Source organism: Clostridium sp. CM74B_53 (assembly GCF_036318045.1).
Lineage (GTDB): Bacteria > Bacillota > Clostridia > Lachnospirales > Lachnospiraceae > Pilosibacter.
Genome location: NZ_JAWQDE010000003.1, coordinates 272,378 through 285,748, shown reverse-complemented (window position 1 = coordinate 285,748; position 13,371 = coordinate 272,378). Strand labels below are relative to the sequence as shown.

General features: G+C 46.8%; 11 protein-coding genes. 9 read left to right on the top strand and 2 right to left on the bottom strand.

The window, feature by feature from the left end; all coding sequences use genetic code 11:
* From V2546_RS04260 to V2546_RS04245, 4 genes are all read left to right on the top strand, one after another.
* Positions 1-965, top strand: a 965-nt coding sequence (locus V2546_RS04260) for an IS30 family transposase (RefSeq protein ID WP_329751620.1), incomplete at its 5' end; no start/stop codon positions are given.
* 489 nt (positions 966-1,454) lie between these two features.
* The gene (locus V2546_RS04255) at positions 1,455-1,736 is read left to right on the top strand and encodes a DUF2325 domain-containing protein (protein ID WP_118298822.1); all 282 of its coding nucleotides are present in this window, start codon (positions 1,455-1,457) and stop codon (positions 1,734-1,736) included.
* A 22-nt stretch (positions 1,737-1,758) separates the two neighbouring features.
* A complete protein-coding gene (locus tag V2546_RS04250; protein ID WP_182426708.1) occupies positions 1,759-2,346 on the top strand; it encodes a DUF3793 family protein in 588 nt (195 codons plus the stop codon).
* A gap of 80 nt (positions 2,347-2,426) precedes the next feature.
* On the top strand, positions 2,427-2,861 hold the full coding sequence (locus tag V2546_RS04245; protein ID WP_118298820.1) for a flavodoxin: 435 nt from the start codon (positions 2,427-2,429) through the stop codon (positions 2,859-2,861).
* A 257-nt stretch (positions 2,862-3,118) separates the two neighbouring features.
* Here the strand turns inward: V2546_RS04245 and V2546_RS04240 are convergent, their stop codons facing one another.
* Positions 3,119-4,429: a hypothetical protein gene (locus tag V2546_RS04240; RefSeq protein WP_329751619.1), complete on the bottom strand. Its 1,311-nt coding sequence runs from the start codon at positions 4,427-4,429 to the stop codon at positions 3,119-3,121.
* 426 nt (positions 4,430-4,855) lie between these two features.
* Here V2546_RS04240 and gdhA point away from each other — a divergent pair, with 426 nt between their 5' ends.
* From gdhA to V2546_RS04220, 4 genes are all read left to right on the top strand, one after another.
* A complete protein-coding gene (gene gdhA, locus V2546_RS04235; RefSeq protein WP_118529346.1) occupies positions 4,856-6,208 on the top strand; it encodes an NADP-specific glutamate dehydrogenase in 1,353 nt (450 codons plus the stop codon).
* Positions 6,209-6,651: 443 nt separating this feature from the next.
* Positions 6,652-7,596: a D-2-hydroxyacid dehydrogenase gene (locus V2546_RS04230; RefSeq protein ID WP_118529347.1), complete on the top strand. Its 945-nt coding sequence runs from the start codon at positions 6,652-6,654 to the stop codon at positions 7,594-7,596.
* Positions 7,597-7,678: 82 nt separating this feature from the next.
* Positions 7,679-8,860, top strand: a complete 1,182-nt coding sequence (locus V2546_RS04225) for a M20 metallopeptidase family protein (RefSeq protein WP_117512827.1) — start codon at positions 7,679-7,681, stop codon at positions 8,858-8,860.
* Between the two features lie 145 nt (positions 8,861-9,005).
* On the top strand, positions 9,006-9,749 hold the full coding sequence (locus V2546_RS04220) for a zinc ribbon domain-containing protein (RefSeq protein WP_329751618.1): 744 nt from the start codon (positions 9,006-9,008) through the stop codon (positions 9,747-9,749).
* A gap of 115 nt (positions 9,750-9,864) precedes the next feature.
* Here the strand turns inward: V2546_RS04220 and V2546_RS04215 are convergent, their stop codons facing one another.
* Positions 9,865-11,298: an amino acid permease gene (locus V2546_RS04215; RefSeq protein ID WP_142410929.1), complete on the bottom strand. Its 1,434-nt coding sequence runs from the start codon at positions 11,296-11,298 to the stop codon at positions 9,865-9,867.
* Positions 11,299-11,931: 633 nt separating this feature from the next.
* Between V2546_RS04215 and V2546_RS04210 the strand changes: the two genes are divergently transcribed.
* Entirely contained in the window at positions 11,932-13,239 is a 1,308-nt protein-coding gene (locus V2546_RS04210) for a putative ABC transporter permease (RefSeq protein ID WP_118529350.1), read from the top strand.
* Positions 13,240-13,371 lie beyond the last annotated feature (132 nt).

The window sequence follows — 13,371 nt, the reverse complement described above, 5'->3', positions numbered from 1 at the left end:
ACGTCTGCAATGGATGCAGTAAAAAGATCAATCATTGTACGATTGCCCACAAATATACCTACAATGCCAGGTTCGCTGATCGGAAATACCGGGAGTGTCTCAAGGATTCCAGGTCCGGAATCGCTATGACCAGACAGGAACTCCACAAAAAGGATAAGATCATCACTCCTCTGATCGATCAGGGCCAGTCTCCTTACCAGATCGTTGCAAACCATCCGGAATTGAATCTTTCCGTCCGCAGCGTTTACAACTACCTTGATATGGGACTTCTGACTGCCAGAAACGTTGATCTGAAACGTAAAGTGAAGTTTAAACCCAGAAAAGTCCATAAATCACAGATATCTGACCGCCGTGTCTTTAATGGCAGAACTTACGCTGATTTTCAACAGTTGCACCTGGAATCTTTTGTAGAGATGGACACCGTCCACTCCGCTGTTGGTTCCTCTAAAACACTGCTTACCTTCTTTTTTACAAGGGAAAAGCTGTTTCTTGCGTTCCTCATGAACCGGAATACGGAAGGATCTGTACGACTCGTTTTGGACCGTTTAGAAAAGCGTTTTGGTACCTTCGATTTCCTGACTCTGTTTGAATATATCCTCACCGACAGAGGCGCTGAATTCGGTGATCCTGATTCTCTCGAAACCGGTGTTACCGGTATCCAGAGAACCAACATTTATTACTGTGATCCCATGAGAAGCGGACAGAAAGGCGGCATTGAACAGGCACACACCATGCTCCGCATGATACTGCCGAAACGAACTACCTTTGAATTCCTGACTCAATGGGATGTGAATCTAATCACCAGCCACATCAACTCAACACCGCGGGAGAGTTTGAATGGGCGTACACCGTATGATGTCGCCCTGGAGGCTTTTGGGGAAGACGTCTTAAAAGCATTTCAGCTTAGGCGTATTGACCCTGACAAAGTCATCTTAACACCTAAGCTGATCCGCTATAACCACTAACCCATGAAGAAATCTGCTGTCAGACTGGAAGTAAACTTTTCACATTTTTCAAATGTGGCTGGTGGAATTTAGTCGTGCACACCGACCTCCAGCAGCTTGTTTGCCATACAGAAAAACAGAAAATTTCGCCATAGATTACTTGTATTATAGCATAGATTCCGCTTTTCTTCTTAAAAATCACTAGATTATAAGCAACTTTTAAAAGAGCGGTGGAATTTACTTTTTCACTGGAATTTACTTTTTCAAGTCAGCTGTTTTTGAAAATCTATAAAGATTTTTGAACCGAAAAGTCCGGATCGGCAGCATGAGTGATCGGGCTGTTCGCTGCCATTTCGCGTGGCGGGATAAATGCGATAGAACCATACGATTAGCTAAAACTAACTAATGAGAAAAACTCTCAATAGCAGATATTGACATTAAAGTTAGTTTATGCTAACCTTATATCATCAGTTAGACGGAACTAACCTTTAGGCAAAGGAGGAATATTACATGAGCGTTGTTATTATCGGCGGACATGACCGCATGGTCAGACAGTATAAAGAAATTTGTGAAAATCATAAATATAAAGCGAAAGTTTTTACCCAGATGAAGACAGGACTCGATAAGCTGATCGGAAGACCGGATCTTCTGATCCTGTTTACAAATACGGTATCCCACAAGATGGTACGCTGCGTACTGGACGAGGTGGATGAGGACCGTACCGATATCGTCCGCTGTCATACGAGCAGCGGAACAGCACTGGCTGAAATCCTCGAAAAGCATAGCGCGTGATGTTCAGAAAGGCGGTATACGCATGAGCGAAGAGATCTTCGGGGCAGTACAGAAGCTCCCGGTGAACGGAACGAAGAAGCAGGTTGTTTTGCAGTGCGCGCCGCTTCTCACAGGGATCAAATTATCAAATCTCCTGAATGTGCGCTCAGATCAGAAAGAGGAAGTGCTCCGGATCTTTGAAGGATCACCGGTCTGCTGCAGAGTGCTCTACGAATTTCAGGGAAGATTATCCATCCTTTTATATCGTCCGGGAATGCTTGCGGCATACCTGGAGCGCGAAGATGTAAAAAAACTGATGACATCTTTCGGGTATGAAAACCCGGATCTGGAAGAAACTTTGAACAGGATCGCGGATGCTTATCAGGATCATATGAACGGAAAGCGCGGATTTCCGCATGAGATCGGACTTGTCCTCGGCTATCCGCCGGTGGATGTGGAAGGATTTATCGAAAAAGAAGGCAGAGATTTTCTGTACTCCGGATACTGGAAAGTATATGGAAATCTGGAAGATACATTAAAAACATTTGAAGCTTACGATCAGGCGAGAGATTATGTGATCGGCATGACCGGAAACGGGAATGAAATCAGGGATATCCTGGCGGCATCTTAAATACCGCCGGTTCCAATTATAAAAGCGGCGGACGGCGAGGTCCGGGTTACCGCAAAACAAATTTCAGGAGGAAATCAAAAATGGATAAGGTTATTGTTGCATACTGGTCCCAGACAGGAAATACAGCTGCTATGGCTGCAGCAGTCGGCGAAGGAATCACAGAGGCAGGAAAAGAGGCTGTTGTCACAGATATCTCTTCCGTTTCCATGGATGACTTAAAGGAAGCTTCCGCTTTCGCACTCGGATGCCCGGCAATGGGAGCTGAGGTTCTTGAGGAAGGCGAGATGGAGCCGTTCGTAACAGAAGTTGAGGCTTTCGCTGCTGGTAAGAAGATCGGTCTGTTTGGTTCCTACGGCTGGGGAGACGGCCAGTGGATGAGAGACTGGGAAGACAGAATGAAAGCTGCAGGCGCAACTGTTGTCGGTGGTGAGGGCGTGATCTGCCAGGAAACACCGGATGACGATGCACTTGCAAACTGCAAGGCACTTGGAAAAGAGCTCGCTGCATTAGCATAAGAGAGCAACTGCAAAGAAGTGTGCCGGGAAATATTTTAATAGGAAGATAAAAAGACACAGCCGGGAGAGGATGCAGTCCCGGCTGTGTCTTTTTTGTTTAACAGGAAATTCCGATGGAACTTCCTGTTAAACAAAAAGGCACTGCGTGCCTAAGATGCGCACTCGCGCGAAGATGATGGTTGTCGCAAGCGACCGCGCTCGGCGCGAGAATGTGTCTCGGCACATTCTTTTTTATTTCCAAGCATTTGGCATGAAGATCAGAAAAACGTCCGTATAAAATTGCCCTTGCAGAACCGGTACTGCCTTGTCGGACGGCCTTTTCCCTCCTGCTTCTGCGACTCGATCTCTTCTATTAAATTGGAGTCGAGAAGCTGCTGAAGGATCCGGTTGCAGCTGCGGCTTGTGATATTGAGCCACTGGGAGAGGGAGGCGGCTGTCATGACCGTGTCTTTATCCATCTGGAAGAGACCGACGATCTTTAAGAGATTACTCTCATTGATCCCATTCTTCTGGGAGTAATCAAGCGCTTTCGTGTTGGAATAACTGTAGTTTAAGGATCTGGTGAGGGAGAGCGGTCCTGTGAGAGCGTTGTCCTCGCCGGAGATGACGAAACCATCGTTCTTTCCGTATTTGACTGCTTCCTGCAGTGCGAGATCTGCCTGGTAATGGCTTTCACCCAATGATTTTCCGAATCCGGCACCGAGACGGAATTCGAGGTCGCCCTTCTGGTCCAGGAAAGCGATGAGATCCTGGATCCTGCTGAAACTGCTCTTATAGAGATCACTGTCGAGAGCAAGCTCGAACCGGTTAGAGATGGCGTGAATGGCGAAATCGTAATTGTATTCCTTTCGGAAATCCAGGAGATATTTGTGCAGTGTGATTTCCAGATATTCCCGGTCCTGGGAAGAAATATTATCCGGATAGACAAGCTTTATGAGGATCACAAGCTTGTTGAGCTGGCTTTTCTGCTTTAAGCGGATGGAGTTTACCGCGTGGCGGATCGAGTCGCGGACCATCTCCTCGGTCGGAAGAAAGTGGATGTACGGGATCTGGAGTTTATTGAGGACCTCCAGCTGATTAGTTGTTCTCGTAAACATCATGTCGATCTTCTTATCTTTCCACAGCTCTACGGCGCGCTCCTTTAATGTCTCATAATTATAGACGGGATTTTCAAAGCAGTAGGGCATGTGCTCCGGATCCAGGTATTTTTTCAGATTCATGAAATCATTGACCGGAGTCAGAAAATCGATATAAAGCCTGTTCAGCGGAACATCCGGGTAATGGATCACGAAATTTAAAAGAATGGACAGGAGCGTCTTCTCTGTATAGGAAATAAAGGTACAGGGGACTTTCAGATCGTCCACATGCATCAGAATATAGGAATATCCGAGCTCACCGGAGAAGAAGAGGACATCCGAGATGTCTTTACACTGGTCATATATGTCCTTAATTTCCTCCAGACTCTCGTAGACATACTTGTGAAATACGCATCCGAAATCGTTGTGTTCGATCGCTTTATCGATGACAGCCATTGATTTTAAAGGACTTATGATGCTGATACTGATCATGGCCGAACCTCCTTTTATATATGAAAAAATGATATAAAGACATGTTATTAACGACAGCTATGTCGATAAATCGGCTTTTGTAAGAATCGTACCACAGATTGTTGACAAAGTCAAAAGGGTATGTTAGAATAAAGACAAATAAAGGACGTAAGCAAAATGAGTCTTAAATAAATCAAGGGATTCGAAAGATCCGTATTGAGGGAAATACAGAAGCTTTCGGATCGCGTGATGCAGCGAGAAATCCTGTATACATAGTGAAAACAACGTATTATATATGGTATTTAAACTGTATATACAAAAGATACAAAAGTTTTCTCGGAAATCCAATTAAGGACTTGGTTGAGACTCACGAGCAAAGGAAAGTCTTTTATTAGTGCAAAATGGCACAGGGGTTTAAGAACCAACATTTAAGGAGGTATTTGCGAGATGAGCAAGTATGTTGAGAGGGTAATTGAGGACGTAAAAACTAAATACGCTAACGAGCCGGAATTCTGCCAGACTGTAGAAGAAGTATTATCTTCCTTAGGTCCGGTTGTAGATGCACATCCGGAGTATGAGAAGGTTGCCCTTCTTGAGAGAATGGTAATCCCGGAGAGAGTTATCGAGTTCCGTGTTCCGTGGGAGGATGACAACGGAAACATTCATGTAAATACAGGTTACCGTGTACAGTTCAACGGAGCAATTGGACCGTACAAGGGAGGTTTAAGATTCGCACCGAGTGTAAACCTTTCCATCATGAAATTCTTAGGTTTCGAGCAGACATTCAAAGACAGCTTAACAACACTTCCGATCGGCGGCGCTAAGGGTGGTTCCGACTTTGATCCGAACGGCAAGAGCGATAGAGAAGTTATGAGATTCTGCCAGGCATTCATGACAGAGTTATATCGTCACATTGGTCCGGATGTCGATGTTCCGGCTGGTGACCTTGGTGTTGGCGGACGTGAGATCGGTTATCTGTTCGGTCAGTACAGAAAACTCAGAGGAGCTTACGAGAACGGCGTATTAACAGGTAAGGCTCGTTCCTTCGGTGGTTCCTTAATTCGTCCGGAAGCTACAGGTTTCGGTGCTGTTTACTACCTTGAGTCTGTTATGAAACATGAGCATGACACATTAGAGGGTAAGACAGTTGCAGTTGCTGGTTTCGGTAACGTAGCTTGGGGCGTTGTACAGAAATTAACTGAGTTAGGTGCTAAGCCTGTTACACTTTCTGGCCCGGATGGATACATCTACGATCCGGACGGAATTACAACAAAAGAGAAATTCGACTTCATGCTTGAGATGAGAGCTTCTGGACGTAACAAAGTTCAGGACTACGCTGATAAGTTCGGCTGCAAGTTCGTAGCTGGAGACAAGCCGTGGGGCGAGAAAGTTGATATCATCATGCCGTGTGCTACACAGAACGATGTAGACCTTACACAGGCTAAGAGAATCGTTGCTAACAACATCAAGTACTACATCGAAGTTGCTAACATGCCGACAACAAACGAAGCTCTTAGATTCTTAATGGATCAGAAGAACATGGTTGTTGCTCCGTCTAAGGCTGTTAACGCTGGTGGTGTTCTTGTATCCGCTCTCGAGATGAGCCAGAACAGCGAGAGAATCTCCTGGACAGCTAAGGAAGTTGATGATAAGCTTCATCAGATCATGACAGAGATCCATGATGGTTCTGCTGAGTGCGCTGAGAAGTACGGCCTTGGTTACAACCTGGTTGCAGGTGCTAACATGGTTGGTTTCCAGAAGGTTGCAGATGCTATGATGGCTCAGGGTATCGCTTGGTAGTTTGAAGCGAACCTCGGATATCGAAGCCCGCGGTTTCTAAAAACTGCATAAGGGCACTAGGTACTGAATATAGGGGATGCTGTCGGGGAGTGTGCCCGACGGCATCCCTTTTCTGATTTATTGGAAAATGGATCAGAATTACTGCTGATGAGAGAATTTACTGTTTGTTTTTGCAGAAAAATGAAATATATGGGAATGTTTGGTGCAGATTCCGGATATTTGTCTGTGAGAGAAAAACAGTAAAGCAGAAGCGGGGAAAAAGAACATTTTATTCACAAAATGCTCAATGGGAATAAAATATTCTTTATTAAGAAAATAAATCAAATTCGCGAAAATACTTTACAAAATAATGTACTTCAAGTAAAATAGATGAGTACGGGGTATGATCCTCCATGTGGTTGATGGAGGAAAGGAACATTGTCCTGAAAGGAGAGTTTTTTATTATGAATTGTCTTATTATCGACAAAGTATGGGGTGGAATCGCTGAGGAACTCAGCAAAGTTATGAATGTTAAGACAGCTGCTAATCTTCCGTGCAGCAAAGAGGAGCTTATTGCAGAGATCGGTGATGTTGATGTCCTGATCATGCGTGTAGACCCGAAGATCGACAAAGAGATCATCGATGCTGCAAAGAACTTAAAGGTTATCGGTGTTTGCTCTGTTGGTTTAAACCACATCGATATGGATTACGCAAAATCCAAAGGAATCCAGGTATTCAACGCACCGGGCTTAAATGCAAACGCAGTTGCTGAGCTGACATTCTCCAAGATGTTAGATATCTCCCGTGGAACATTCGTAGCAAACTACGATGTAAAAGTAAAACACGAGTGGGATAAATATAAATTCGAAGGCCGCGAGCTGAGAGGCAAGACTCTTGGTATCATGGGCTTTGGCCGTATCGGTCAGCGTGTAGGTGAGCTTGGCCGTGCATTCAAGATGAACATCGTTGCTTACGATCCGTTCCTTCCGGACGACGTATTTAAGCAGCAGTGCGCAACAAAGGCTTCTATCGACGAGCTGATCAAGGTTGCTGATTTCATCTCTATCCATGTACCGCTGACACCGGAGACAAAGAATCTCTTCAATAAGAAATCCATCGCTGAGATGAAAGACGGCGCTGTTGTTCTTAACATGAGCCGTGGCGGTATCGTAAACGAGGCTGATATGTATGAAGCTCTGAAAGAGGGCAGAATCGGCGGCTACGCAGCAGACGTTATGGAGAACGAACTTGCAGGCAGCGGCTTAACAGGTAACGATACATTCGCAAGCCCGCTGTTCGAGTGCGATAACTTCATCGTATCCCCGCACATCGGTGCTCAGTCTGTAGATGCTTCTAAGGACATCGGTGTTCATATCGTTGCTAAAGTTAAAGAGGCTCTTGGTTTATAATTCAGAGAACTCAGAAGAACCCGGAGACGGACTGTCGCCGGGTTCTTTTCATTAAGACTTCAAAAATAAGGAGGACATAAAAATGGGCACAATTACGGAGTCAGCAAAGGCTTTCATGCCGAAATTATCTGAAATCAGAAGAGATTTTCACATGCACCCGGAGGTTTCCCAGCATGAGGAAAGAACCGGAAAGAAGGTTGCAGAGTATCTGAAGGAGATGGGATGCGACGAAGTATATGAAAATGTCGGCGGATACGGTGTAGTCGGAGTTATCAAGGGAAAGAAACCGGGTAAAGTCGTTGCTCTCCGTGCGGATATGGACGCATTACAGATCCAGGAGATGAATGAGGTTCCTTATAAGTCCCAGAATGACGGTGTTATGCATGCCTGCGGACATGACAACCACATGACGGGTCTTCTTGGTGCTGCAATGCTTCTCTGTGAGAGAAGAGAAGAGATCGCCGGAACGGTGAAACTGATCTTCCAGCCTGCGGAGGAGATGTCTCCGGTTGGCGGATCCAGAGGAATGCTCCATTCCGGATATATGGATGATGTGGAAGCTGTATTCGGTCTTCATGTATGGCCGGATCTTCCGCACGGCAAGATCGGGGTGAAGGCAGGCCCGTTAATGGCTGCAACAGACCACTTTACGATCAATATCCATGGTAAGACTGCCCATGGCGCAAAACCGAATCAGGGTATTGACGCTGTTGTTCTCGGTTCCCAGTTCGTTATGGCCGCACAGACCATCGTCAGCAGAAAAGTTGATCCGCTTGACAATGCTGTTGTGACATTCGGTATTTTTAACGCAGGAACAAGATACAACATTATCGCAGGTGACTGTACACTGGATGGAACCGTTCGTACATTAAATGAGGACACCCGCGCGATGATCGAGGATTCTATGAGAAAAACTCTCGATGGTCTCTGCTTACAGTCCGGTGCAACTGCTGATATCAACTATGGCCACGGCTATCCGGCACTTGTAAATCATGAGGAGGACGCTGAGCTGATCCGCAATACAGCAATCAAGCTCTTCGGCAAAGATGATGTTGTGGATGTAAAACTCCCGGCTATGCCGGCGGAGGACTTCTCCTTCTATCTGAAAGAGAAGAAAGGCGCGTTTGTATGGCTCGGTACCGCTAAACAGGATCAGGATCCGGTATGGCCGTTACATAACAGCCGTTTTGATGTGGACGAGGATATCCTCTGGAGAGGTTCTTCTCTGTTAGCGCAGACTGCGATTGATTATTTAAATAAATAATAAGTGATTTCAGGGCGGCGGTTGGAGTGAAACTCTGGCAGGCTGCCCTGTTTTGTCTATGTGGTCAGCAGTTGAAAATACATGGTGAAACCACGATAACGAAAGGGGTCTGTTTGGAGGATTCCTTACAGTAGGAGGAAACGATATGACAGCAGGAAACGCGATCCTCATCGTTGCGATCGTGACTGGGCTGGGTCTGATCGGAGCTCTCTTTTTTGTGATGTTTAAGATCCGGCAGATTTCGCGGGAATTTTTCGGAACCTCGAATCTGATCGAAGGGCTGAAACGTCAGGAAGCGCTGGAGGACGATACACCGAAGTCGGTGTCCGGAATGACGAGGGTGGAACTTCCGCGGATTGAGAAGGATTTCCCGGAATTCCACTGGCCGGAGTGGAAACAGAGGTGTGAGAATCAGTTAAAGGGCTTTCTGGAGGCACTGGAACACCGGGATCTCTCTTACCTCGGAAAGGTGTCTGTGTCCTTAAAGGATCAGGTGCGGCTGAAGATCGAGGAGATGGAGGAGAAGGAGATCCGGGAAGAATTTGATGCGATCCATGTCCATCAGACGGAGATCTCCAGATATGACAAAAACCCGGGAAAGTGCAGGATCAGGATCCAGTCCTCTGTGGAGTATCTGCATACATTAAGGACGCCGGATAGAAAGAAAAATGTGGAGCGGGAAAAAGAGCAGCACCGCTTTAATATGGAACTCGTCTATATCCAGGATATCACGAAGATCAGGGACGGAGAGACTGCGATCGGCGTCAGCTGTCCGCATTGCGGGGCTCCGATCGCGGGACTTGGAGACCGTGTCTGCCCGTACTGTGGAGGCGCTGTTGAGCCGGTGAATGTGAGAGTGTGGGAGCTGCACCGGATCGAAGAGGTGTGAAAAAAGAGACAGTCGCCAAGGTATCGCGCAAGCGTGGATTTTGGCTCGTTGTTTGTGTAAATAAAAAACGTGTGAAGAATGATTACTCATTTTCACACGTTTTTTTAGATGAAACTTATTTTGCTTTCGCAGTCTCGCGCTTTTTGATCTCCGGTAAGATCAGACCAAGTGCTGTGAGCACTACCGGTGTGATTACATTTAATGCTGTGGAAGCGATATCGCCTTCAACATACATTCCGAGGAGACAGCAAGCTGCGGTTACGAAGAAGCACCAGCCGCCTGCAACAAGGGCAACTGTCTGGTTCTTTGTAAATTTGTACTCCGGGTTGAACTTGTTGAGGGATTTTCTGAGAGCAATGTATGCTGCGAATACCCACAAGTAACGAAGCGGCATGGTTACAGAGTTCAGTTTGTTTAACTGAGTCAGAACGGATGCAGCACCCGGTACGAAGGACTGGATCAGGATGATGCTGCCGGATAAGCAGATAACCATCTTGATACCGTTGATGTATGCGCCATGCTCATTCTTCTTTAAGAGGCCGGACGGAACGAACTGTCTTGCGTCCTCGTTGTCAAGAAGTATACGAAGCGGAGCGTCGATACTTAATACAAGTGTGGAGAACTGACCGATAGCGTTGCATGCTGCGTAGATAACGAGCAGGAGGTTGCCAACATGGTAGTACTCACCGAGCTTCTGGAAGGACCAGTAAGCGCCGTTGGAAACGTAGGACTTGAAGCTGTCTGTGCTCTCGTTGATGACGGCCGGATCAAACATCATGCCCATCGCGATACTTCCGAGGATCGCGCAGACCATAACCATAACGGCTAACATGATCATACCCTTCGGGAATCCCTTGGACGGATCTTTTACCTTATTTACATAAGGGGAGATCTTCTCGCATCCGCCGACTGCGAATACAAGGATGGAGAGGGATGTGAAGTAGTTCACGTTGAACTGCGGGATCAGACCTTTTACTGTGTAATCAGCAGATACGAAACCGCCGTTCGGGTTGATGACCGGTGCTGCGAACATCATTAAGATGAACAAGATGGACATTACGAACATACTGGAACCAGCGATCGTCGCTAATTTCTTTAACGGGTTTAAGCCGCGGCTTGCAACCCAGCAGAAGAACAGGAAGACAGCGAGTGTTGCCATCTGTACAGCGATCGTCGGGAATGTGTCGTAAGTGGAGCCGTTCTGGAATACCATCCAGCTTAATGCCTTTAATCCGCCGCTTCCTTTACTTGCGATGTAAGTTACATGGCAAGCCCAGTAAGTCCAGCCAGCGTAATAAGCGCATTTCGGGCCGATCGTTTCGTGGATCCAGGAGCTCACGCCGCCGCCGGACTGTTTGAACGCGGAGCCGAGCTCACCTACCATCAGGGCATAAGGCACGAAATAGAGAGCGAACATCAGAATCCAGCTGAAGATTACCTGTACTCCGTTGAAGTAAACGAAGCCATTCAGCACGTTTCCGAATCCCCAAACCGTGGAGAATGCCATGAAGGCCAGGGTGTACCAGTCGATTTTCTTGGTGTTTTCCATAAGAGACCTTCCTTTGATATAAAATTGTATTTGTCCGTTTGACACGAACTTGTTTAGTATAACATAAATTTTTGAAAAGATGAACCATTTATTATAAGGAAATAAATGAGATTCGGTTAATAAAATTCTGCGAAAACTGGATACAACGTGAAAAAATGCAGAGTTCAGATGAGATTATAAAGGAAAAAACAGGATTCCGGAAAAATAAAAGGGAGATTACAAAAGGGGAGCGAAAAAGTAAGAGAGAACAAGATCTGAATGTCTTTACTATACGGACAAATGTGAAATACTGGCGGAAAAATCGGAAATGGATGCGGAATACCATCAGAAATTTCCCGACGGATCCATCCCGGAGGAGAAAATATTACAAAAATATCCTTTATTTTGGTAGGTAAATAGGAAAGAAACAGAATAAAAGAAAACTGTAACTGCGGATGCAGGGATTATTTTGTGGAAATTGGATTTCCGGTTTTCTGATTATGTGGTAAAATAGTAAATATCTATTCAGACGAAGCCGGAGAGGCGGATTGGATGGGAGAAAGAAGAGGAAGGCTATGAGGGAATGAAAAAGTCTGCGGGATATTATTGATGCGGTGGGAGCCGTGAAATTACAGAGAGGACAGGTGATGAAGGATGGGATATTCCGGATATGAATGGCTGTGGCTGTTTTTTGCCTACAGCTTTTCCGGCTGGGTTCTTGAGACCGTGACAGCGGCGGTGAGGCAGAAACGCTTTGTAAACAGAGGCCTTGTAAACGGACCGCTCTGTGTGATCTATGGAATTACCGGATCTGCACTGATGCTGGTATGCAGAGACCTCAGGGGGATCTGGCTGTTTCTTGGAAGTATGATCTTTTCCACGCTGGCGGAATGGATCGCCGGTCATGTGATCGAAAAAATGTACCATGAGCGCTGGTGGGACTATTCTCATGTGAAATGGAATCTAGATGGCTATATCTGCTTTCCGGTCTCCGTGATCTGGGGCGTTCTGGGATTTGTCACCATGCGATGGGGAGCGCCGCTTCTGATTGACGTATTCCGGATGATCCCGATGACTCCGGCCCATCTTGTGATCTGGATCCTCAGCGGGATCCTGATCCTGGATGTCGCGGCAACTCTGTGCATCCTGTCCGGAAGAAGCCGGAGGATCCGCCAGTGGCAGGGCGTTGACTCCTGGCTGACCGGTGTGAGTTCCAGACTTGAGCGCAGGATCTACGGCTGGGTGGACCGAAGGATCCAGAATGCGTACCCGGAAGCGGCTTACCGCAGGGAGCTTCAGGCCGAGGCCGAGCAGAGAAAGACCGTCTTTGCCTACGGACTCTGTTTCTATAAGATCGCACTTTTGCTTGTTGTCGGCGCATTTTTGGGAGATATCGTGGAGACGATCTTCTGCCGGCTGACGGCAGGAATCTGGATGAGCCGGAGCAGTTTTGTCTGGGGCCCGTTCAGTATCGTCTGGGGAGTGGCTCTCGCGGCGGCGACGATGCTTTTGTACCGCTACCGGAAATATTCGGACCGCTTTCTGTTCTTTATGGGCACATTTTTAGGAGGCGCGTATGAATATACCTGCAGCGTCATGACGGAGATCATGTTCGGAAAAGTATTCTGGGACTACAGTAAGATCCCGTTTAACCTTGGCGGGCGCATCAACCTTCTGTACTGTTTTTTCTGGGGGATCGCGGCGGTTGTCTGGATCAAAGGTGTTTACCCGGTGATGTCCGCCTGGATCGAGAAGATCCCGATCCGCTTTGGAAAGATCGCGACATGGCTGCTCCTTGTCTTTTTCTGTGTGGATATGGCGGTTTCCGGACTGGCGTTGATCCGGAGCAGTGAACGGGAAAAGGGAATCCCGGCGACATCGTCCTGGCAGCAGGAGATGGATGAGCATTATGGGGATGACGTGTTGAAAAAGATCTATCCGAATGCGCTGAAGGTGGATTAAGGGAGAAAAAGTTAAGATGGATAAAGAAAAGCAGCAGCAGATCAAATATCAGCTGCTGCTTTTTAAAACGCGCATTTTTGAGGACTGCCGGGGCAGCTTCCGTTGTTTTTATGAGAGAGTAGCTTCGGGCAG